The organism is Shewanella profunda, from assembly GCF_023283765.1.
Classification (GTDB): domain Bacteria; phylum Pseudomonadota; class Gammaproteobacteria; order Enterobacterales; family Shewanellaceae; genus Shewanella; species Shewanella profunda.
On the sequence record NZ_JAKILG010000004.1, the window covers coordinates 153,764 to 177,128 of the forward strand.

Annotated in this window: 17 protein-coding genes and 1 pseudogene; 2 read left to right on the forward strand and 16 right to left on the reverse strand. The window is 50.9% G+C overall.

The window, feature by feature from the left end:
• Positions 1 to 137: 137 nt before the first annotated feature.
• The 7 genes and pseudogenes from L2744_RS03845 to L2744_RS03875 all read right to left on the reverse strand — a co-directional run bounded on the left by L2744_RS03845 (position 138) and on the right by L2744_RS03875 (position 5,797).
• A complete protein-coding gene (locus L2744_RS03845; RefSeq protein WP_248990707.1) occupies positions 138 to 1,148 on the reverse strand; it encodes a YqaJ viral recombinase family nuclease in 1,011 nt (336 codons plus the stop codon).
• Between the two features lie 464 nt (positions 1,149 to 1,612).
• A pseudogene (bet, locus tag L2744_RS21765) lies at positions 1,613 to 2,201 on the reverse strand (phage recombination protein Bet); the annotation flags it as partial.
• A 74-nt stretch (positions 2,202 to 2,275) separates the two neighbouring features.
• Positions 2,276 to 2,755 carry a single-stranded DNA-binding protein gene (gene ssb / locus L2744_RS03855; RefSeq protein ID WP_446539693.1) on the reverse strand — a complete coding sequence of 160 codons (480 nt, stop codon included), beginning with the start codon at positions 2,753 to 2,755 and terminating at the stop codon, positions 2,276 to 2,278.
• 129 nt (positions 2,756 to 2,884) lie between these two features.
• The gene (locus L2744_RS03860; protein ID WP_021293644.1) at positions 2,885 to 3,790 is read right to left on the reverse strand and encodes a hypothetical protein; all 906 of its coding nucleotides are present in this window, start codon (positions 3,788 to 3,790) and stop codon (positions 2,885 to 2,887) included.
• A 10-nt stretch (positions 3,791 to 3,800) separates the two neighbouring features.
• Positions 3,801 to 4,769: an AAA family ATPase gene (locus L2744_RS03865; protein WP_000085162.1), complete on the reverse strand. Its 969-nt coding sequence runs from the start codon at positions 4,767 to 4,769 to the stop codon at positions 3,801 to 3,803.
• Positions 4,770 to 4,987: 218 nt separating this feature from the next.
• On the reverse strand, positions 4,988 to 5,173 hold the full coding sequence (locus L2744_RS03870; RefSeq protein ID WP_001186916.1) for a hypothetical protein: 186 nt from the start codon (positions 5,171 to 5,173) through the stop codon (positions 4,988 to 4,990).
• Between the two features lie 303 nt (positions 5,174 to 5,476).
• Positions 5,477 to 5,797: a hypothetical protein gene (locus tag L2744_RS03875; protein ID WP_121926688.1), complete on the reverse strand. Its 321-nt coding sequence runs from the start codon at positions 5,795 to 5,797 to the stop codon at positions 5,477 to 5,479.
• Positions 5,798 to 6,088: 291 nt separating this feature from the next.
• On the opposite strand from L2744_RS03875, the gene L2744_RS03880 reads away from it, so the two are divergent.
• Both L2744_RS03880 and L2744_RS03885 read left to right on the forward strand, forming a co-directional pair.
• Positions 6,089 to 6,739: a hypothetical protein gene (locus tag L2744_RS03880; RefSeq protein WP_025887084.1), complete on the forward strand. Its 651-nt coding sequence runs from the start codon at positions 6,089 to 6,091 to the stop codon at positions 6,737 to 6,739.
• A 122-nt stretch (positions 6,740 to 6,861) separates the two neighbouring features.
• Positions 6,862 to 7,722, forward strand: a complete 861-nt coding sequence (locus L2744_RS03885) for a hypothetical protein (RefSeq protein ID WP_248990710.1) — start codon at positions 6,862 to 6,864, stop codon at positions 7,720 to 7,722.
• A gap of 40 nt (positions 7,723 to 7,762) precedes the next feature.
• Here the strand turns inward: L2744_RS03885 and traN are convergent, their stop codons facing one another.
• The 9 genes from traN to L2744_RS03930 form a co-directional block, all read right to left on the reverse strand.
• Positions 7,763 to 10,504 carry a conjugal transfer mating pair stabilization protein TraN gene (traN, locus tag L2744_RS03890; RefSeq protein WP_248990711.1) on the reverse strand — a complete coding sequence of 914 codons (2,742 nt, stop codon included), beginning with the start codon at positions 10,502 to 10,504 and terminating at the stop codon, positions 7,763 to 7,765.
• A gap of 113 nt (positions 10,505 to 10,617) precedes the next feature.
• On the reverse strand, positions 10,618 to 11,697 hold the full coding sequence (locus tag L2744_RS03895) for a TraU family protein (RefSeq protein WP_435890693.1): 1,080 nt from the start codon (positions 11,695 to 11,697) through the stop codon (positions 10,618 to 10,620).
• Entirely contained in the window at positions 11,622 to 12,293 is a 672-nt protein-coding gene (locus L2744_RS03900) for an EAL domain-containing protein (RefSeq protein WP_121926691.1), read from the reverse strand. Before L2744_RS03900 ends, L2744_RS03895 begins: the two co-directional genes overlap by 76 nt.
• The gene (locus tag L2744_RS03905; protein WP_243843171.1) at positions 12,290 to 13,498 is read right to left on the reverse strand and encodes a TrbC family F-type conjugative pilus assembly protein; all 1,209 of its coding nucleotides are present in this window, start codon (positions 13,496 to 13,498) and stop codon (positions 12,290 to 12,292) included. Before L2744_RS03905 ends, L2744_RS03900 begins: the two co-directional genes overlap by 4 nt.
• A 19-nt stretch (positions 13,499 to 13,517) precedes the next feature.
• Positions 13,518 to 14,048 carry a S26 family signal peptidase gene (locus L2744_RS03910; RefSeq protein WP_021293639.1) on the reverse strand — a complete coding sequence of 177 codons (531 nt, stop codon included), beginning with the start codon at positions 14,046 to 14,048 and terminating at the stop codon, positions 13,518 to 13,520.
• The gene (locus L2744_RS03915; RefSeq protein ID WP_011872858.1) at positions 14,045 to 14,362 is read right to left on the reverse strand and encodes a hypothetical protein; all 318 of its coding nucleotides are present in this window, start codon (positions 14,360 to 14,362) and stop codon (positions 14,045 to 14,047) included. Before L2744_RS03915 ends, L2744_RS03910 begins: the two co-directional genes overlap by 4 nt.
• A 14-nt stretch (positions 14,363 to 14,376) precedes the next feature.
• Positions 14,377 to 16,824 (reverse strand): type IV secretion system protein TraC, encoded by a 2,448-nt coding sequence (traC, locus tag L2744_RS03920; RefSeq protein ID WP_248990712.1) that lies wholly within the window; start codon positions 16,822 to 16,824, stop codon positions 14,377 to 14,379.
• Complete coding sequence (locus L2744_RS03925) at positions 16,821 to 17,528, reverse strand: DsbC family protein (RefSeq protein ID WP_001259347.1); 708 nt, start codon at positions 17,526 to 17,528, stop codon at positions 16,821 to 16,823. The genes traC and L2744_RS03925 overlap by 4 nt, the downstream gene beginning before the upstream one ends.
• A 149-nt stretch (positions 17,529 to 17,677) precedes the next feature.
• Positions 17,678 to 23,209, reverse strand: a complete 5,532-nt coding sequence (locus L2744_RS03930) for an Ig-like domain-containing protein (protein WP_248990713.1) — start codon at positions 23,207 to 23,209, stop codon at positions 17,678 to 17,680.
• Positions 23,210 to 23,365: the final 156 nt, after the last annotated feature.

The following is a 23,365-nucleotide window of genomic DNA, read 5'->3' on the forward strand; positions in this document are numbered from 1 at the left end:
CTAGTAAATTAACGTTAATTTGCTGTTTGTTTTTGGCGACCAGCTATCGCACTTTTCGCTCTCCGAAGAGAACAAAATCTTGCTTTCCGTTGGAGACTCCCAGAATCCCCAAGGGAAAGCGGGGGAAAATCCCCCACTCACCAGTAGAACGTCTCTACTTCTTCCGGCAAATCATCAAGAGGAGCAAGCACGTCCTCATCAACAATGTACCGTGGCTTCACAGAGCCAGTAACCGTTACACGGCACCGCTCTGATGACTTCTCTCTGTACTGGTCAACATCCTCAGGCTTCACGCCTGACGCCTTATCAGCCAACAGCTTTTTGTAGTCTACCCGGCCAGCCGCTTTGTATCTCGTTACCATCACACCGCAGTAGTCGGCATGGAAGTATTCCCCCATAAGGGACTTCATGGTGTCGAGATGAGGTTTTTGCCTTTCTTGAAGCTCAGTCAGTCGCTGTTTCAGCTCCTGAATCTCAGTATCATAGAGGCGGTATTCCTCAGCGGCAGCAATCCAACGATTAACCTCTTCACCTTGCGGAATGTAAAGGTCTCTCTCTGGATCTTTGTCGGGCTCCTTCTTGTCTACTACCTGTTGCCAGAATTTTTTAGCCTCAGCCAATATTTCTTGAATCATGGCTTCGTCTCGAAGTATTGGGAACTCCTGAATCTGGCCTTCAAAGTAGAAGACTAACCAGCCTTGCTTGGCCCCCGTTACCAGGAGCTGGTGTTGCACCTGCGGGTAATAAAGCTGGTATGCCTTGCTGTTTGCTTTCTCAGCACAAACATCTTCCCAGACAGTCGCACTCGGGCTTTTCAGCTCGACGGGCTCCCCGTTATCTCTCAGGCCATCCAGGGAGGCCCTCATGAGCGGGTATTGAACCGATTGGACACAGGCAGGGAGCAGCATATCATCATACTTCTCCTCGAAAGCGCGTCTTGCAGCATCTTCGTTTTCTATCCCCCGGCGAACCAGCGGATTAAGACTCAGATCGACTTCACGCGCATACCCTGTCTTCTCGGCCCACAGTCTCCATCGTGTTTTGTACGGAGACCGATTGAGCAGGATAGCGGCGTCAGTGGCTGTTACACCTTGACGCCGCCAATCAAGCCAATCTTCCTCTCGTTGCGATAGGTTGACTATTTTCATGGACCTCTCTCCAGTGGTTAGGAGGGAGATCTCCCCCAGCGGGGGAGTTTCCCCCCGTTGGGGTTAGTAGTAACTGCCTTCCGCGCCCTCCTCTTCTGTAACAGGGATCATGTCCTCGTCACTCAAAGGCGGCATTTCTTCGGCACCAGATTCGGCATTTGCAGAACCACCAGCGGCGGACTCTTGCTCGTGCGCTTCCTGATAGTCAGGTTTCGGAGGCTCCATTTGATCCATCTCCTTCTCACGAAGGAATTGAGTCGCATATTGCAGTTCCGAACCCTCATACCGGCCCTTCACATACTCATGAGCCGCAGACCATGCTTTTTCAGCAATAGCGCGATTTGCGAGTTTGGTCAGGATCGGGTCAAGCTCTTTGTGCTCAATAGCCAAAGGCTCTTGGCTATGAACTTGAGACGGTGAAGGGAGATTGGCAATAGCCGGGTTAATGGCCGATGCCTGCTCCATTTCACGGATGCGTTCAGCTTCATCCTGGTCGTAAATACCAGAGAAACCAAATGCGACACGAGAACACTGGATCAGTGACTTGTGCCGGAGTTGACGCTTGGTGTGCGTTTGCCAGGGGCCATCAACAGTGTAAGCACCATTGCGGCCTTGACCCTGAAACGGTTCACGGTACACCTCATCAATGAACTCCTTGATGCGGATAGGGCGAGATCTGTCCTTACGGTAAATCACGCATTCAATCCACTCAGGGCATTCAACTTTCGCCCCCTGCATTCTGACCATCTTGTCCGAATACACGAACTCGACGCCATCATACTGGGGATGCTCGTTGATGATGCGGCTCCAACCGTCAACACCTACTACCGGAATGATCCCATTTTGCTTGTCAGGAAACGCATAGATTTCCCGAGTGAAAGGGTTCAAACCGTACTGTTCGGCCACGATCAGGAGCGTCATCATCTGCTCATCGGTCGGGGCACTTCCATCTCGCTGCTTGAATGCGGTCGCCTTCAAAGTTTCATAGAACTTTCGGGTGTCCACGCCAAACCGGCTTGCGATACGGGTTACAAGAGATTTGTTATCAGACATGGTGTTTCTCCAATTCACGAATGAACGGTTTGGGGACACCATGACCCCCACGGGGCATTGGTGCCCCGTGGGGTTCAGTAAGAGTTGGCGGTGTTACCCGCCAGCCAAGTGGTGCAGACGCATGAACGGCAGTCATCATCCCAGCCATCAGGAGCGGGACCGTAGCCTCCACCCATACCACCTTGCGGTGCTGATTGCTGCACAGGAGCTGATTGCGTACCGGCTCCTGTACGTTGCCCTTGTTGGGGCGCTGCACGTTGAGAGTTGTCCTGAGGTGCATTTCCACGACCACCAAGCATCTGCATTTCAAAGCAGTGTACTTCGGTGGTGTAGCGCTCGATTTGTTGGTTGTCAGTCCACTTCCGGGTGCGGTTGCTCCCTTCGAGATAGACTTGGGAGCCCTTTTTCAGGTACTCACCAGCGACTTCCGCCAAACGACCTTTAAGCACAACACGGTGCCACTCAGTATGCTCTCTTTGCTCGCCAGACTGCTTATCGCGCCACGTATCCGTTGTTGCAACGTTAAAGTTGGCAACGGCAGTGCCGCTTGGCATGTAGCGAATTTCCGGGTCAGAACCGAGATTACCGACCAGAATTACTTTGTTGACGCCTTTAGACATCATGACCTCCAAGTTATTTGGAGAGGGCCAACGCCCCTTTCGGGGAGCAAGCCCCCGTAAGGGTTAAAAAAAGTGATCCTCTTGTTCGGCATCGATCTCTGCCAGGCGAATCAGCTCAGATACAAGGCCAAGCCTTTCTGCATCTGCTCTTACTTCGTCGTAGCTGAAACCAAACCGTTCAATGAGGGGTTTTAGTGAATCAAAACGCTCGTAGTCGAAGGTATCACCCTGTTCATCACAGAATGCCACCAGCGGCTTCTCTACGTTTGAAAAGTCATCCGCGAAACGCTGTTGCAGGTAAACCAACATCAGCAGGGGTTTGTGACCATGTTCCGGGCGGAGTTCACCAGCGCCTTCCAGCGTAGCTGGATGGATAGTGTTCTCGCCTAGTCCAGTGCTAACCCCAAGCTCATAACCGCTGTCAGTACGCATCAGCACACTGGGTAGCAAGTCATTTGAGCCTTCGCTCCGAGCAACCTCAAAGCCGATTAAACCGGCTCCTTTGGCAAAAACCCCAGCAACAAAACCTTTGAAGAGGTTTATGTCACCTGGAGGTAACTCAGAGGGCGGAGATAACAGCCAGTTGAGAGATCCCAAGCTGGCTGTTTGTCCGGCTGAAACGCTCCCCCCTTCCAGCACCGTCTGTGTCTCTGCGTTTACCAGCACCTCATCCAGAAAGGTGTATCCCTGGCTGAGAAACTGTGACACATACTGGCTTTCTTTGTCCTTGTAGGACATTGGGATCGTGTCCGGGCCGTTAGCTTCAAAAGGTCCTTCGAGCTTTGTCTCAGACCAATTTTCAGCTTTCCCATCAGTGACGGTTCGGTTTAACTTCACCATCGTGAATTGGCCTGGCCCCGAGGAGCTGGGCTCCCGGAGCAACTTGTAGCCAATAAATACCTCGAATGTTTCCGACGTTAACGCATCCTTGAATGTGTAACGACGGCACAAACAGTCATTTTTCTTCATGCGTCACCCCTTAGCGCCATTGGTCCCCGAACACATCCTTCGCAACACGCAGGATGGCTTCACGCTCCTCTTTGGCCGCACGGATAAGCAGAGCTTGATCCAGGGCGTATTCAAGAGCATTTGGGGCACCACGGAACGCCAGAGACAGTTTTGCCCAACGCACCAACGTCCGGGTGGACATGGTGACGCTGATCTGACCATCTTCACCGTTTTCACCAAGAAACAGTTTGCGGACTTGATTAGCAATCCGAACCATTCCCTTCCGCACATTTTCCGGAAGTTTCGGAGTAACACGGCCAAGAATGCTGAGTTCAGCTTCTTCATCCGCATACCCTACTTTGGTGAAACGATAGCGATCCATAGCTGCGAGGTTCTGCATCATCACCCCCTGGTACAAACCAGAAGCATCACCGGACCCCGTAGAGTTACCAGTAACGACCACACGAAACATCGGGTGCGGCTTGATGATTTCCCCGCCATTCTGAGCGATCACAAGAGGACGCCCTTCAAGGACATCATTGAGACCAGCCAGCTCGGCAGGGTCGGCCAAATCCACCTCGTTGATGAGGAGCAGATGACCTTCACGCATAGCGACTGCCAGAGGTCCATACATGAACTTCATGACAGGCGGTTGACCAGGCTTTTCCGCGACCAGAGCGTGATGTCCAATCAGATCTGTCAGCTCCATCCGCCCGTGGGCAGTGATTTGCTGAACAGGCCAGTTGAGACGACCAGCGATCTCGGTGATACCTGAGGTTTTGCCAGACCCGGTAGGGCCGGTTACGAACAATGCGTCACCGCCAGGCTCTTTGAGATAGGCCAAGACCTCTCGCAGAAACTCTTTGCGGAAAACGTAGTTGGTATCAGTGGCAGGGATAAAAGGGTTTGAACCGTCAGCGTAGCCGATGGCCGTTACCTTCTCCGGAATGCTGGGCATACCGAAAACCTTGCTTACTGAGAATTGAGAGTATTGAGACATAGTGGAGCTCCTATTGTGAAAGGCGCACCACGTCCCCAACCGGGCGGATGCGCCCGGTTGGGCTAGTAAATTAACGTTAATTTGCTGTTTGTTTTTGGCGACCAGCTATCGCACGTTTTCGCCCTCAGGGAGGACAAAATCTGCTTACTGATGGCTTTACCATGAGTAAGAAGACTTTTAAGGAGTGAGGAGAGTAGCCTCTCCTGGAGACTACTCTCTCAATGGACGAACATCACCACATCGTCGTCTTGACCAATGACCCCGGTTTCTTTGGCCCACTTCACTGCTTCACTGTGCGCCTGGTAGGAGCTGGAATACAGTTTCGGATCAAATTTCACCTCGCGTCCATCAGCCAAATAGATGATGCCTGCGTGATCGTCGTAAACATGAAGATTCTGTTGCATTAGACATTCCCCCTGTAGCTTGTCCTCAAAGCCAACTGACACCAGAAGGCTTTGAGGACAAGCCACAGAGGCTTGACCAGAAAGAGAGGGGGAACCCCTCTCTTTGCGTTGACTATCAGCAGTAGCCGAACGATTCAGCGATTCTCACGAAAGGACGAGAGATTGCCCAACCAGTAGGGATACACAAAGCGATGATAGCGATTTCCATGATGTTGCTCCTAAGCAAAAAAGGGGCAACATCCCCGTCGGGGTATGCTTGCCCCGATGGGTTTGAAAGTGTCGAAGATTGCTCAACGACAGTTATTACCAAACAAGCTCCTTGCCCTTACGAAGGTAAGTCGGGATTTCGAGATAATCCCAATCAGGTTCTTGTTTAGCGACGTTTTGAACTTGAGTGACCTCAGGTTCAACGACTGCTTTGGCTTGTTCAATCTTAGCAGTACGTTCTTTGATGACGGCCTGTACAGACCGCATTGCAGGAACTGCGAATTTGTTCCAAAGGAACAAACCGATACGCTGGAACACTTTAGCGAGAGCGATGAAGGAAAAAGCAAAAGCCTTCGCGCCTACATACAGTGCGCCCAGAGATGCAAGCAGAACTACAATGAAAGTGATGATGTGCATGATGTTGCTCCTATAGAAAAATCAGGGGCAACACCCGAATACCGGGAGAAGCCCCCGGCTTGGGGTTAAGTAATGCCATACGGCATAAGACTAGATGCTGTTTGTTTTTGGCGACCAGCTATCGCACATATAGCCGCAGAGCGACTAAGATGGATTAAATATAGCTCACCTTCGCTCAACAGAAAACGCTGTAACTGTCCATTTTGGGCACTTAGAGATGTCAGGTTACAGATTGACCGCATTTATCCTTTCCAGTGCGTTTATCTGTACCTCAACTTAGGAGTATCTCTAATGGCAGAAGCACAAGCAGCAGTGGGCACAAACAGCGACCGCAGCAACCACTACTCTCGCCCTGTTTTCAAGCAAGTTCTGAAAGTAAACAGCCTCCAAGCTCAGCGCGTTATGGAACGCAGCTTTGAGCGAGTGTCCAACTCCCTGTTTTCCATTGACGTTATTCTTCGTATCATCGGTGAACAGGACGAAATCGACCAGGTTGAAACCGTCATCTTGGAACACATATCCAAAGTATCCGAAGACTTAGACAAAGCTACCGCTCAGCTAAACAAGCTGATGGAAGACAACGGCATCGACATGATGCCCGGCTACACCAACCCGAACGAATACACCATTGAGATCAACTCTCCTCAGGTCGCCCAGTTTGCACATCTGATCCGTAAACTGGATACACTTATGGGGATCGTTGACACCCTCTGGCTGAACACCGTACTGACCAGCAAGCAGCGTACCGACGCCACTTACCAATGGCAGCAACGCCTCATTAAGCTGGCCGGTCGAATCATCGGCATCGAGAAACGAGCTCGCATTTCCGCCCACAGCAAAGGCAAAGAGGGTGAAGTGGCCGAGGCTGCTCCTGAATCTGAAACCGGCGACAAGGAAATCGCAGACGAAGCCGAGAAAACTGGTGAAGAGAAAGCAGCATAACCCAACCCAACCCTTTGCCCCTCGCCCGAGGGGCTTTTTTTTGTCTTTTATGGTTGCATTTTATGATGCCGTGATATTATCGAAGTAAATCAGATTCAACTCAGGTAAGAACGGAGAACAACATGAAAAAGGTTTTAATCACCACCTTGTCTATGGCAGTAGCAGCTCTGTCTGGCTGTGCATCCACCAGCAGTTACGAACCTACAGCGTACAAAACCAATCACAGTCGCGCTTACAACATCGCGGAGGCCGGTGGCCTAGTAACAGGCATTCAAGACGCTTCTGTTCCGCGTGACAAACTGGAACGCCTTACCGACACCAAAACATTTGGCGCAGCCTATGTGCTGTCTGGATACATGTCACCTCGGCTCGGAATGACCGACTGGCAAGGTGGCTTAGTAAACCTTGCGAACTGGGCTATAGGCCCCAAACAGCACGGAGCTCGCAATAGTTTGTTCGCTTGGATGCCTGCTAAAGAGGCAACCTCACCGGCAGATGCCCAGAGCAAACTACTTTCACATGTGAAAGTTTCCATCGAGTCAGCTCTGACAGACTTGGGTGCAAGTTTCACGCTTCTGTATGACAAAGACGGTCGCCTCACCTACCAGTTCTACAAGAACGAATGGGATTGCCCAACGTGGGTGAATGGACAAAGCAAAGTAGCGGACATGTGCTCTATCAAAGTGAAAATCGTAGAGCCTCTCATAGGGACAGCGCCTGATTTTGTCACAGGTGTTCAAGGTGGCGCGTATGCCTTTACATCAGGTCATGAGACCGCATACAACTTTGTGAATGTTGGCAATGGAACAGCCAGTCACGCTCCTCAGCAAGCGATCTACGCAGCCATTAGCAAGCAGCTACCAGGTTGGGCATACCTTTACCTTGCTCCGAAATCAGTGGAACTGGAGAATGGCGACAAAGTTGCATTCCCTTACCTTCTGGAGCAAGGCAAGCCTGAGCTCTTTGTTTACCCACAGGCCTAACCAGCAGGCATTAAAAAAGGGGCCTTTCGGCCCCCTTTTTTTACCCACCACCACCATTGGTCGGGGCTCCAGTGTGAGGATCTATACTACTTGTTGCCTCTCTACGTTTTGCGTCAACATCTATACCTTGTAGCCGCTCAAGCGCTCTCTCTTGTGCATTTTTTCGTGTGCCATCAATATTAAAGTCGTTGCCAGAGCCTGTGAGTGAATCAAGGTTTATCGAACTTGGATCTGGGAATTTCCCATTTTGTTGCAATATGCCTAACCACTCATCAAGATTTATCTTACTCCAATCAATTTCTGCTACTTTTTCCAAAGGGATTCCTCCGCATTGAGGCTCTTTGGGGCTTCCGAATGATTCACCCAACTGAGGACGGATCTGTTCTTGAATGATGCGAGATAGCGGTGAGTTGAAACAACAATATGATTCTCGCTCTTCAATACAAGCACCAAGAACCTTAGATTTACAATACGAACCAACATAGGTGCAGTTCTTTAACGCCCTCTTGGCATTCATCGTAAACTCTTCTTCCTCACACGCATAAATCATCTGGATCATTACCATTGCGACGACATACACGGTGTATATCGTCATAGCGGTACTAAGCCATGTTGCCGCTGATTCCATCATCGCTTCGGCAGCCTGCTCCGATGCTGCGGCAGCGGCTTGTTCAGTAGCTGCATCTTCACCGGCTGTTTTCATAACATCCATCATTACTTTTTTAACTTGCTCTTTGAGCTCGTCAATAAGCTGGTCTACAAATTGCTCAACAGGCTGAAAGAATGAATCCACTGAACCAGAAACATTTTCGATGTAGCTCGTGAACGGTTTTGTAACTTCTGTCCATCCTTCTAAGGCTGGCTCTCTCAAAACCTGATATGCACCTTTAAGCGCATTTCCATCACTCAATCCGATAACTGCGCCATCGAGCTTTGGTACGGCCATAATCAAGTTTAGATAATCAGCAAGAGAGATGTTGGTGGGCTTTTCACAGCAATCAGATACCCCGCCTACAGCAATTTTACATTCACCAGGTTCTCCACCAAATACTGTACATCCTTGGTCAACGTTACCGTCACCGCCTTCCTCGGTTGCACTGTCTGTACAACTCATATCTTGAGTTAAGAACTGTGCAGCATTCAATAATGCAGTAGCCCTTGCAAAATCTGTGCTTTGAGATTTCGTTACGTCAAGACAATCATCCCCCATGCAGCGTATAGGGCCGCCACATTGAAATTCAGTGTTTTTCTCTAATGTAGGAACATCAACATCAGTACCGCAATCATAGGTATCTTTGAATACGTAACATTGCCCCGAAGATCCTGCTGCACCATCAACACATTCAGAGCTAATGAAACCACACTGAGGGTTGCTTTCCAGTGCAGCACAAGAGTTTAAGTTAGAGCCGTCATTACTTGGACAATGCTCAACACCTTGAGGATCAGTCCAACATTCCATTTGGCCGACGTTAAAATCGCACTGCAATTTAGATAGACGAACTTTTTGGGCTAACCTCGGTACACCAGGAAGTGGCGAGGGTTTTAACGTGTTGTAAAAGGAGTCGCCAGGACATATCGTTGCGCCATTAACAACAATGCAATCAACGTCATTCTGAGCGCCTTCAACCACATTCATTGAGCCGGTGCAAAAGCCGTCTTGTAGTTTTTGAGCATCATCAATACAAGACTGCGGTATCCATTTATCTTCTTCTTGCTTTGTGAATCTAAATGAAAACCTTCCCCCAAGAACCCAATCAAGGTCATCAGAGGCCGTTGTATCTTGTATTTGGACAATACCTACTAACCCGTTTTCGCAAGAGGGATATTGCTTTACCCTATAAATAACGGTGGAATCTATCTTCCCTGGGATGCCGTGTTCAGGCCAGTCCCATGAACCAATGAGATCCGTTTTGAAGTTTACAGCCCCACTACACATTGCGTTGTAATCAACAGTAGGGATTTGAGCAACTTTTTGTTCTCCGTCTGATGGAGATATTGCGTTCCATGACCCATTTTTTAGGTCAAATTGCACTGTGTACCATGTTCTACCTTTTGATGCGACGTAAACATTTTCTACAGTGCTACTGATCCCAAGAGAGTGAATTATATCGCAATCACCTGTCGGCTTAATTACTCGCTGGCATCGTTCATACTCAGGTACGTGAGCATTTATAGTCCCCTTACTAATTGTTGTCTCAGCGGAGCAATCTCCAAACCCCTCAGCAATAAGATCCATATCTTCATAGGTTTTTTTACTCAAATTAAGAACCGGGTCATTACTAAAATCAGGGCGAGAGCGATTGGAGGCATCAAGAAGAACCTTGTATGCTGCGCCAGAAATAGATGGGTTTGCACTATTGGCATCACTCCAAAGAGACCCTTTGGCGTTATTACCAACACTATCCATGTTGTCGCCAGAATCATAAATTCCCTGTAGGCCTCCAACATCAGGCTTGTTAGCGTCAGGGAAATAATAGCTATCAGGCTTATTATTGCTTCCACTCGTACCAGGGAATAAATCATTGACATTGATCTGACTCCCTCCATTCATCTGGAACTGCCCATCCTTCAACGTTGGCATCGAGATAGTGCCATTTTGCACGGTTCCTGAGCTCGACTTGAATGAGTTTGAGAGGTTTTGCCCGAATGCCTGGGCCTCTTTGCCCACCGCTGTGATGTCCGGGTCTTGGCTACCGTTTGCATAGGAATGTATCGGCAGCACAGACATGGTAACTGTCAACAGCGAGGCCACGGCTCTCATAAAATGATTATGACTTCGCATTGTGTTCTCCACTTCAATCTCCCCATGCTATCTGAGAAGAGAAAGGCCACATGTACGTCCTGTGGCCCTTTTTGGGCATCACGTAAAACACCCATTAAAAACGAGCAAATTGGTTAGTTGTTGCAGCAATCATTCCAACGCCAAATTGTGTAGATTGGGTCCTGACCAATAGCGGGTATTGTGCGAGCCAATCCCCACGTCAAAGTGGATTCCCCCATCACATGGGATGAGTTGGTTTCCGGAACAGGATGCAGCAGTGTGAATTTGTACTGCGTTTTCGGTAGTGTCGGGCTGATAACCCCACGGCACATCGCTTCGGACCCCATTGTTTTCCACGCGAGACCTCGACGATGGAGCGCAGCCAGAACTCTGGCGCTCAAGAGGCTGCTATCACGAATCACGCCCTTCCCACCATTTTGGTTGCCGCTAAATGGATATAGAGTTCCCCAAGAACCTGCACACCAGAAAAGTTGCTTGAGTGGCTTTCCTGCTGTCGAAGAGACCGCATCAGCAGTACATGCAGCCGCCGCAATCGGGTTTGCCACTGCCGCCGCTTCTGGGTTGGTGAAAAAGGCCAGCTCATCATTGTTCCAAGTGGGATCAAGCTCCGACATGTACATGATGTCGAGATCCATATATCCATCAGCGTTGCACGTTTGTTTGATAAAAAGGTCAAGCATTATAAGTAATGGAAATGCGTAATAGTGATAGTGCATGAATGAGCCATCACCCCCATCCATATCTCCCATTCCATGATGGCCTTGATTCGTTCTATCAAAGGGGAAGCGAGTCCCATTCAACACAGAGGAGCATCCTGGCACTCTCTGAAACTCGACTAACCTTGCTGGCTCCCACATGGAAGTAGTAACACCGGGTCGAGGCACCCCAAGGTTGTCATCGCAGGCACATAACGGTGAAGTGACTGCATCACTTGGATAAGAACCGCCACCTCCACTTATCGGAACCCCTGCGACTTTGATAGGGAAAATACAGCTCCAGCAGATGTCAGTAATCAGTTTTCCGCCGATCACTTCCGCATTCTGGCACCCAGGGTCAGCCGATACAGAGCTAACCCAAAAGACCGCGCTAACGGCCATGATCCGTAGGATTTTTTGTATCATGGTAAGGCCTTTACGTAATTCAAATGTTTCTCCATGACAGCAGGCTTCCCGTGATAGAAACCTTGTTGCCATGACAGTCCAAGTAATTTGGCACTCTCCCCCAATGGGAAGCTCTCCACCTGCTCAGCAATGAGCTGTATGCCTTTTCGGCGGCAGTGGAGGATGGCCGGGTAGTCTTCAAGCGACCGCAGTCTTCTCGCGTCAAACTTGCAATAGTGCCAGTCATAACGGCTCAGGCGCTCCAGAGAAGAGTTTTTGTCTCCATAGTCATCCAGCGCCAGCTCAACCCCTATTTCGGTCAGAGCGGCCCATCTCGATGCGAGTGAGGCGTCCTGAATGCCCTCTGTAATCTCGATGACAAGCCGTGATGAGTGATTCTCAGCAATGGATTGGATAACTCGCGCCCAGGCTTTGAAAATGACGCCTGAGTACAAAGTTTGTTCGGAGACGTTCAGGAAGAGAGTCGGATACCGATCCTGGCAAAGGTGAAGATTGTCGTGAATGAACCGCGCCACCTCCATGTCCACCAGCCCCCAGTGAGGAGGTGATGAAAGAGAGGATGGCGTAAGAACCCGGCCTTCGTCGTACCAACGAGCCAGTACCTCAGCAGCGACAAACGAACCAGTGCCGACGTCTTTAATTGGTTGGAAAGCCGGGGCAAAAATCATTCACCGCCCTCCTCAGCAAGTTCGCGGACGACAAACTTCTTGCCTCTGGCTGTAATGATGCTCGGAGTGTGCTCCAGCTCGAACCGGGTAATCAGATCTGGCGTCAGCAGATATACCGGCGCGTCAAAGTTGTCGGTGACACTCTTGTAGGAATCCCAGCCTTTGTCTTTATCGAACTCTGTAGCGATATAGGTGATCCGTTGTACGCCAGGTTCCTGCTTGATTTCAGGCAGCTTCTTGGCGAGCAGCTCCATTTGCTTTTTGTCCAGTGGGTCGAAAACCACAACTGCTTGGGTAAATGGCCGCGTTCCAGGCTTGCAAACTTCCTTCGGATCGCACAACGGGTTAATCACGTCACCAGCGTGAGCGAACACAGTGCCATCCGGAGTGCTTATGTCACTGGTGATCATGACGCTGGGGTCAATCTCTCGGGTTCGAGATTTGGGCGCTCTGGGTAGCTCATTGAAGTTTTGCTTGGTCCAGAAGCGCTCTACAGCCTGTTTCTTCTTCTCTTCCCAGTCGATATTGGCAAGGCGTTTCTTGGCAACATCAATAAGGTCTGGCTCGCTGATTTTCTCCACCGGCCCCTTAACGCCGAGATCGCCTTTTTCTCCGTTATCCACTTCCCGAGCCAACCATACCGGGTCGGACAACCCGGAGACCTGGGCGACGACGTTTGGTTGTTCGCCAGGCAACGGCTCATCCTCCAGCATCACAATCGTGGGAACGGCTGTGATGTTGTACGTTTTGAACAACGTAGGGTTGATGATGATGTTCGGCACTGGGTCTTTTTTGGCCGCGAGCGCCTGAATAGCTTTAACCCCCTGCCCCAGGTTCATTCCTTCCGGGATTCCACGGAACACAATTACAGCATCAGGCTGGCCTGACACCGCTGTGAGGACATCATCCAACCCCTGATCGCCAAGAGACAGCGAGGCGAAAACCAGTATCCGATGGTCGGTATAAATACCCTTTTCGGCCTGCTTGCGGTGCATTTCCTTTAGCGTCGGGTTAGTTGACTGGAGCTGCTTGAAAAATGCCTTGGCTTCGGCCTGAGCCTCGTCCATGTGTTGGTTTTGCAACAGAGATGGCATTTCCATCTTCTGGGCCTTTTGGGCAATTTGCTTTCCTTGCTCAATAAGCGCCTTATCCTGCTCTGTGAGCGGAGACTCTTGAGCGTATGCCCCGCCAGCCACAGAGAACATCAACGCCACCAGAACGCTCTTAGAACAGGGGATATGCGCGGCCAATGATCTGATCATTTTTCACAGTCCCCCAGTAACGTGAGTCGAAGCTGAATGGGCTTTTGCCCATAAACCAGTAGTTGTTCTCTTTCAGCGTGGCCTTGCCGTAAAAGTGGCTCTCTGGCAGATGTAGTTTCCCTGCGAGCTGGAGCCCCTCTCCGACGACATCACCATTGACGGTGATCTTCCACTTATCGTTGATCTCGACTTTATCCCCCGGCATACCGGTGAGGATTTTGACCATGCGAGTCCCGTCCTTGTAGAAAGGCTGCATGTTCTTGGCGTGAAAGGCGTAAACAGCTCCCCTCTCCAGAGTCTGGTCGTTCAGATCAATGAGGAAGAAGGTGTAACCCGGCAGGCACTTCTCCTGTTGTGGATCAATGCCAATACGGTAGCGGCTGGCAAAGGCCGCACCAGCAGCCCAAAGAACCAGTAGTGTCACACCGGCTTTAACCCCGAAGCGCTTCCAGGATTCCTTTTTGACGAAATACTTCTTGAGTGGAAATTTCATTTCAGCACCTCATCAGGGAGGTACACGTCACTTGGAGCCCCGACGACAGCACTTGCGTCAAGGACCAAATAACCTGCGTCTTTCAACTTCAAAATTGCGTCATTGGTCTTGACCATCAGCCTTTCGACTTCCGCCTGAGAGGCACCAGCGGGATACGCCGACGCCACTTTAGCGAAGTCAACCACGACCACTGGCGGGGTTTGATTCAAACGCTGATGGATGCTTGCCGTTTGTTCGCTCATCACGTAGTAGCTACCGCCGAAGCCACCAGCGGCACCGAGAATGGCGGCGATTGCGATTGATTTAATGTCCATTACTGTCTCCCTGGTTATGCAGCCTGCTGACGGCTTCGCATCACGGCCTTGATTGCCTCAGGGATGCTCATGCCTTGTTTCACAAACTGGTCGATGGCGTTAACGTCCACCGGATCGGTCGAATAAAGTAGCTTCTGGAAGTCGCCCACTATCAAGCGACCGACGCCCATACCGCTCTTCGATTTGATAAAGATTTCTGAGTACACGCCTTGGATGGTGTGTACCGTCTTGAGGGTGTGGAACCCGCCCTCTGAAAGGGTCAGACGACCGCTACGTTTAACAGATTCCACGGTTTCTTCGGTTTGGCCGAGCAAGTACATGCTGGCCGAGTTCTCCGCGATGGCGCGGCCCACTGCGTTCTCATAGAGGTCGTTGATGGACTGCGTTGCAATGACAACGGAGCCACCGTACTTACGGAATTTGCGGTAGGCATGTTCCATGAAGACCGAGACCTCGCCTTCTTTGAGCAGGTCCCAGGCCTCATCCACGATGACGACTTTCTTGCGGTTACGTTCACCCAGGAATACTTCTTGTTGGATCTGGTAAATAAGCTGGAGTAGTACAACCTGACGCAAGTGCTTACGCCCTTGCAGTTCATCGAGCTCCAGTACAGTGAACTGGTTCTGGAAGCTGACGTTGTTCTTGCGAGAGAAGTATTTCCCGTAGCTGCCCTGCGACGTAAAGGCGTAGAGCTGCTGACCAATATCCTTGAGGCGCTGGTCATTTTCTTCTTCCAGGCAGCGCTCAGCGATGTCGTCAACCTTCATCTCTTTACCTTTCTCTTCCCACAGGCGAGAAAGGACCTGTTTCAACGCAGAGATTTGCCATTCATCCAGCAAGCCCTTAGCCGAAGCCATCGCACAAACGAGGCTGACTATCGCGTCTTCTTCGTCCTCGTAGTTCTGTATGAGCTCAAACGGGTTGAGGCAGACGTGCGTTCCTTCTTCAAAGTGAACGAAGTCGCCATTGAGCATTTCCGACAACTTCTGGTAGGACTTACCGGCATCAATAACCCAGACCTGAGCCCCCTCGGACAAGTAGGAAAAAATCAGTTCGTTGGTAAGGAACGATTTACCCGAGCCGGATTCGGCTGCGATCACCAGGTTCTTGTTGGTATTACTGTCGTGAAGAGACAGACTCATGAGCTGGCCGTTGCGGGAAATCAGCGCTGCATGATAGGTCCCGGTCCCCTTCCATTCCCCAAACACCGGCAGGACCACAGCCGCCTGCTCGGTTGTCATGGTCTTGTAGCGGAATAGGTCTCGCACTGCATCCCGGTCTGTACAGAATGGCAGGCAGTTGAGGAACATCGGCAGAGCAACGAACTTATCCTCCATCAGCTCGAACCGAGATTCACGCCAGATGTTTCGTGCTGCCATCGCCGCCGCTTCAACACGTTCTTTAGTTGGAGCAAATAAAACCACCGAGTAGGTGATCTTGACTGGCTTAGCCCCCTCTTTCATGGACTCATAGAGAGTGTCGAAGCTCTCCTTTTTGTCCGCCAGCACCGGCACGAATTTGAGCATCGGCCCGTAGGCTTGGTTTACAGTGAACTGGCGTTTGCGCTCCAGAGTGTTTTTCGTGCTTTCTGCCTCAGGGAAAAACACATTGGTCACGACCATGTAGTTTTCTTTGATGCTGGAGTTGCCGCCGCTGAGATCCCCGGCATAGGTCAACGCATCACCAAAGTAGAAAACGTCAGGCAGCTTTTTCGCTGACATGACTTTCGCGTGGTAGTCACCCAGCCTGATGCCGTTCTTGCTGACTTCCACATCAGTGCCGTAATCGAAGATTTGCTCGCAGATGGGCTTATCCATCTCCCAATCCACAGAGTCATGTCGCCATGAAGCATCCGGCCCCCAATTCAGGATGGTGCTCATGACCCGGATGTAGTTCACCGCCGTCATTGTGCGGGGACGCAGACCAACGGTTTGAAGCGATGATTCGACCTTCGTGCGAAGCTGTGCGAGCTGCTGGAGTTCGCTTTCAGTCGGGTTATTGTTCTTGATGGGGACTTTGCACGTAACGAACAGCTTGAGGTCTTGGATCAAGCCATTGTCGTAGATACCTTTGTTGGTCTTGGCAAATATGCGATCTGTCGTGTGATGCTGGAGGAAGTTAATCCTTTCCTTGATGACAGATGTCAGCAGCTCGTGACGGAAGCCATCACGCAACCCCATCATCCGGTACATCTCCTGATTGATGTCCGGGGAGCGGAACAGAACAAACTGGAGCGTAGTCTTCGACGGGAACTCCTGATTCAGGAAACCGTTCATTCGCTCCTGAACTTTTTCATCGGCACCACACAGGGGCTCACACATGAAACCAAAGCCTGCACTGTGGTCATCCATAAGGAAGACATGATCGTCTTCGTCATAGGCCAGGACAGGAATAATCCCGGCAGCTCGCAAGTGCTCCGGGATCAACGTTTCTTCGAGTTTCTTTTTGATGGTTACGATCATTCAACACTCTCCAACCATGATTTCAGGTTCTTCGGACGTCCTTTGCTGACACGACCATCCGGAGCAACCACGAACGGAACGCCCTCAATCCCAATGAAATGAGCTGTCAGCAGCGTTTGATCGTATTGGCCGGGGTCGCAGGTTTCTTTTGAAGGAAGGGAACCCAAGGTGTTGTTCATCAGCGCATCGAGCGCGTGGGTTTTGTCTTTCGCGCAGTACAAGTTCTTTGCCAAGCGGTTGGACTCAGCACCCAGAGCAGGAATCACGATAAATTTAAAGGTGTAATCATCCACCAGCGATTTGGCATCCCCCATGAGCTGATGGCAAACCGCGCATCTAGGATCGACAAAGACCACCACCTCTTTGTCACCACGCCCCATCGACACGGTGTTCAGCGTGTCCACATCCATGCCCATGCTCTTGAAGTGGATACGCTCCGCTACATCCCTCATTTGGGACATCGTGTTGAGGGGCTTCTTGCTCCACAGGTCGTAGATTTGTCCTGAAATAACAAATCGCCCGTTTTCAGAGAGGAACATGATCTGCCCATCACTTTGGACGGCTCGCACCCCTTTGATGGGTAGCTCTACGATGTCCTCTATCTTCGCCGCTCTGGGATCGGTGATTTCCAATTTCGATGACGCATGAGCCGTGCCGGTAATAATCCCGAACACCATCAGCGCCCCAAGTAATTTTGTCCGCATGTCTATCCCCTAAGATTGGATTACTGGATGCTGGGCAGTGTATCCGGGGGAGGGAAATAGACTCGCCTCTGTAATAGCCCAATTTGGACAATTCCAGCGCGATACAAAAAAAAAGCCCGGTCTGAACCGGGCTTTGAGAGGAATGAACCTTAGTTCATGGTAACAGCTTCGGATTTGCCACCAGAGTCATCGACCCCAACCAGAGAGATGGTCGGCATCGTTTCATAGGTGCCCTTGCTGATCGTCACTCGATCAGAGCTGATGCTCTGCAACTCACCGGCAATGGTCCATTCGTAGGACTTCATGCGGCCATCGGTATCTTCGCAGTTCGCATAAACGATCCACGACCCAACGGTCTCTCGTGAGCTCAGGCTACATGCAGGCAACTTGTTCTCTGCCACATTGATGTTCACCTCGCCCTCAGCTTCATGCCCCATTTCTGAGGTTATTTTCAGCTTGATGCTGTGCTCACCAGCGCCCAGAGTTGCTCTGCCGTAGTAACCACTGCTTTCCAATGGCGTACCATCTACCGAGTAGACGCGAGTCGAAATACGGTCGCGTGGGTGGCCGCCAGAAATGTACGGTCGCAACAGCACATCCAGAGGCTCACGCTCGTATTTGTTCGAGCCAGAGTATTGCAGGTCAATGGCATAGGGCGCTGCCTGGCCGATCTTGAGCGGTTGCTCGATCACGGTCTCATGGCCGCGAGCATCACGGACAGTGACCTTGATGTTGTAATCACCCGGCTCATTGATCACAAAGGACCGGACAATATCCTGCCGCTGATCCTGAATCACAGCGCCTTCCGGCAACTCCCACTCGTAGGTCGGCTCTTCCAGCTTGCCGTTGAAGGCAATTGGCCGCACTGACGCGGTGATCGTCGCAGGAGCCACGTCCGCGTTCTTCCTAACCTGCATTCCGAAGCTCGGCCATACATACTGCCAAACGCGGGAGCGTAGGCTATGCGAAGCCTCTGCACCCTGATCTCGGTATCCTTCGATCCAGGTGGTGTACTTCGTTTCTACAGTAGCCTGATTGAGGTCAGTGTCAGATGGTACGTACTCAGCAGTATCACCCTGCACAATCGAGCCATCAGGCAGCGTGAAGAAACCGTTCAGCTTCACGTCCATCCCACGGTAAGGCAGGCTGGTTTCGGCTTTGAACACATACTTCTTGCCGGTCTCAATAACTCGCGGCCCTGTCACGTAAGGACGAGGTGCCTTCACTGCTCGGAAGTCAACCGCCGTTTTCGCAACTTCATAGGCATAGCCGTCATCAGCCGGGGCCGTGGCAGAGCGCACACGAGCCCACAGGCGGTATCGGGTTTCTTCATCGCTCGAAAGCGTGATGCTATCCCCTGTCTGCGCGTAGGTTTTGCCACCGTCAGTGGACCACTCAACAACGGCATTGCCACCGGAGATTGGCTCATCGTTCAACGTCAGGTTCGCGGTGTACTTGCCTTCACTTCCCACAAACAACGTGGTCGGGCCGACAACAGCAATATCAGGTTTGTCGTAAGCGACAACACTGACCGCTTCGGTGTACTTTTCCGCGCCTGAGTTGACGTTCACCACCTTGGCTCGAACCTGGTACTCACCTTTGTCGAAGGTCTTCACAAGCTGATACTTGTATCGATCTTCTGGGATGAACTGTTCCCAGGTTTTACCGTCGTCCTTACTGGTTTCCCACACAACCTGGCCGGTAGCCCGGAGATCCTGACGGTCATCCAGAGATAACTTGAACACAGCAGTGAACGGAGCTTCACCAGACAACTTGCGAGCCTCTACTCCAGCACCGATGGCTCCACCACGAAGCACTGTCAAGAAGGCAGGTCTGATAGACAACTCTGTGCGGTTGTAACCCTCAACAGGGCTTTCCAGAACAGCCTCAGCGGCGATACGGACAGAGGAAGTATCCACACCAGACAGGTCTACTGAGAACTGAGCTTCACCGTTCGATGCTTCCGCATAATCAGTGAGAGCAACCGTCTCGTTGTAGGCCTTTTGTTGGATCAGGCGTACTTTCCACGCCCCCATCGTGTTGGCGTCATAGTCACCATCAGGTTTGTACTGATCACGGATGAGAACCCTAACCGGCAATGCCTGGGTATCAATCGCGGTATCACCTTCAACCTCAACAATAGGACGGATGCTGTCAGAAGGTGCAGAGATAGCCCGGTAGACAACCTCAGTCTTCACATCAGGAACCTTGTTGTAGGCTGCGTTCACCTTGTAGGTGGTTTCTTCCCACAACGCTCGCTCATCGGTATTGATGCGGCGATACACCTTATTGGTGGCACCCCATCCCGGAATGAAGGTCTCAGACTCAAGAACATCCGAGTTGCGCGATATGGCAATATCCAGATCAGCTCGTTCAGAGTTGATAATGGCATCACCCAGGTAGTTACCTGTCATCGGCACCATGTAGATGTTGTCCTTGAAGTTGTAGTCGGAGGCCAGTTCAACGGTCGGAGCTGGTGGATCAACGGCTTCAACATTGAAAGTCTCGTCGTTCAACGTCACCCGAGTGCCATTGCGGGTGAAAATACTTACCCGCCACCCCAGAGGGTGATCACCGTTCTCGGCCAGGGAACCTGACAACGAAGGAGATTCCGATAACGGGTCTTGGACCAGTCCATCGGGGATCTGCTGCCACTCGAACAGACAGGTGCGGCTTGCGCTGCCAACAGCTTTGTTCGCGGCCTCGTTTTTCGCACGGTCAGCACTGAGGGTGATTGAACAGTCAGGACCTTTGCTCTGCTTGAAGTTCACATCAAAGTCTTCAATGACGCGATTCACCTGAGCAATGTCATCAATCGGGGTGTAACCAACAGAGCCATAGGCAGTAGTTACCGTCAGGTTCTGAGAGCCAGACCCAACTTTTACCTTGGAACCGTCACCACTGAACAGGTACAGGCTGTATTCGACAGGTTGTTCACCAATGCTCACAGCCTGCCCCACCAGCCCGGCAACTTTCATCCCGTTGTTGTCCTGCGTAGTTTGTTCAGCCTCATCCGGAGTTCTGTCCCATTGGAGCAAACACACCGGGTCACGAATTGGGTCTGCGGCCATAGCCACATCCTCTTTCGTGGTGAACCGGCAAGGCACACCCGACTCTGGCAGGGCATAGATTTTCACCGGGTCAATAACCTGGCGAATTGTCCATGATTCAGCCGAGAGCTTGGCCGTCCCTTTCCAGGTATTGATGTCCACAACCAAGATGGGTGAGTTCGGCGCGGAGGTCATGACAAGAAGACTGGAAGAGCCGACCACATCAGGAACAGCCGGTTTAACCGGAATGCTCAAACGACCACCTGACGCACCGAAATCATGTTGGCTCATGATCCCCATTGTCTGGCCCGGCTCGATACGCACCCCATTCACCACCAGCGGCACTTTCGCATCAGAACGGAGGGTCGCAAACACGTCGTATGAACCTGTCACGACAGCACCATCACTGAGCGTCAGCGGCTTGGTCTCGATGATCCGCTTGCCATCTGCATGAACAAATTCATGAGTGACAGCGGGGACCATAACCTTGCCATCCATCCCATCCGCCAGCATCACCTGACGCGGTTTGTACTCGAAGCCAACCGCCTTTTGAACCGCGTTGCCTTGTGCGTCCTCACCGGAAACAGTCAGCGTGTAAGATTCCCCTTCCTTCAAAGACGGGAACATTACCGGGTACTCAAGGCGGAATCGACCTTTCGACTCCTCACGCCAAGACAACTGCACCTTGTCATCGGCTGGGCCTCCGACGAGGGCAATAGAGGTCAGCTTAGGACTCGGGTCGGCAGTATCAGTCAAGGTGATTACAACATCATCCAAAGACTGGATTGGTGCTCCATCACTGATCGATACGGTTAGTGTCGGCGCTGAATTATCTATGCTCATAGCATATTGGGAGCCAGTGAATACCTGCTTAACCTCATTACCGAAAGCATCTTTAGCTACGAGAGATATGCCGGTATATGTGCCCTCTGACAGATTCTCAGCAGAAAATGTGAAAAACCAATCATTTGTGCTACTACGAAGAACTTCAGTACGAGACAACGGACGTTCTTCGCCAGTCGAGGTTATCGCAGACGCACTTGAGTTGTTAGAAATAACCCACTGGTTAACCCCCCAACCGTCAAATGAATCAGGCTCACGGAAATGAGCTTTAAAAATCCGCCCATTTCGTTCTAACCCAGCAATTTCAGGAGGGTTAAGGTCATAGCAGAACGTTGCCCCAATCCGATCAGACGGAAGTTCAGGCTTCCCTTCCGGTCGAGACCAATATCCAGGCCATGAACATGAGCGCCCACTGAACGATATATCCGTATCCACTTCTGCATAAGAAGCATTTGCCGGAATTTTAGTAGTAGGCAACCAAGATCCCCATAACTCCTGAGCGTAAGGTCTCGGCTCAACATGAAATCTCAGTTTTTTATAATGGTTAACTGAGCTCATATTAATGGTTTCACCGCGGACCCACTGACCATCATCCCTAAGATATTCAACATACTTACCGATGGGAGCCAAGCTAACCGATGGATCAGCTTTCACACTGACGGATGTATTACCAAGAGAGTTCATAACCCAGTCGTAAATAATAAACGACTTAGTTTTTGTCCCATGTTGCTGGAATACATCAGCTTGCGTCTGCCGATAATCATATGTACCGTCTTCGGCAATGATATTGCCTTCAATACAGTTTTTATAATCACACCAGTTACCGCTTTGAGCACCGTAAGGTGAAGAAGGATAGGAGTTTGTTTTGGGTATCCGGTAGAGCACCCTGTAGGTATCGGAATAAATGGTCATTCCGTTCTGATAAGGCGCAAAACCTGATAGGGCCTGACCATTAACCTTAAAAGTTGAGGCCTGCGGGTTCTTAGGGTCATACACTGCTACTGGCTCAGGATTCTCTCCAGACTTTGCACCTACTGAATCCCAAGCAATAGGATAGGCTATTGACCCTTTGTTCCCTGCTTTATCCAGGGCCTCGAAATGAAGCGTATATAGATCCTCCCCATTAGGGAACACAGTGCTCCAGTTCAACAACTGGCCTTGGCCGTTGGCGTAATTAACCGAGACAACAGGACTCCTCTTGCCTTTGCTATCTACAGCATACGCCTGTATAGAGGAAACCGAAGAACCGGCATCAGATGCAGACACATCTATACCTGAAAATCGGTTAGGACCTCGCAGTAGCGTTCCATCAGAAAGCGCCCGGTTCCATTCCCCTTTTACTGTCACGTTTGCCAAACTTGGCGCTGTCGTATCGACTTGAAGCGGGTATTCATCAGTCTGAACGGAACTTCCGTCTGACGCCAGTATTTCGGCCCTTAGTTTGTAGACTCCCTCGGAAGGAGCCGGTAGTTGAAGTTCCGCACCATAGTAGGATTTTCCACCCACTGTGATGCGATCAGTAGCCCCAAGAAGGTGGCTGGTCGCTGTCGAAACCACTGTTCCATCCGACCGAATCACCGAAATCTTTACCTTTCGGTCGATACCGGCACTCAAGGCAAACGAGATATTGCCCGTTGGGTTGGCATAGTTGGCATTCGGAGTCAGAGACCGTTGCGTACCATCTGGAGCCTTAAAGGTGTATTCCAGCAGCTCTGCATGAGCAGCACCAGCGGTAAGAACCGCCAGAGCCCCAAGCATCGCCGGAATTTTAGGCTTGAAATTGATCATCGCATTCTCCATTCGTTTTGAGTTACAAGAACCCAATGCTGGAGGTTACGGGAGGGAGTGCATAAACATGGGCTGTGGAAGTGCCCTTTTTGAGCAAATAAGGAAATAGTTGGAATTTGTTATGACTGGACTTTTTGCCAAAAAATAAGGGCAGCT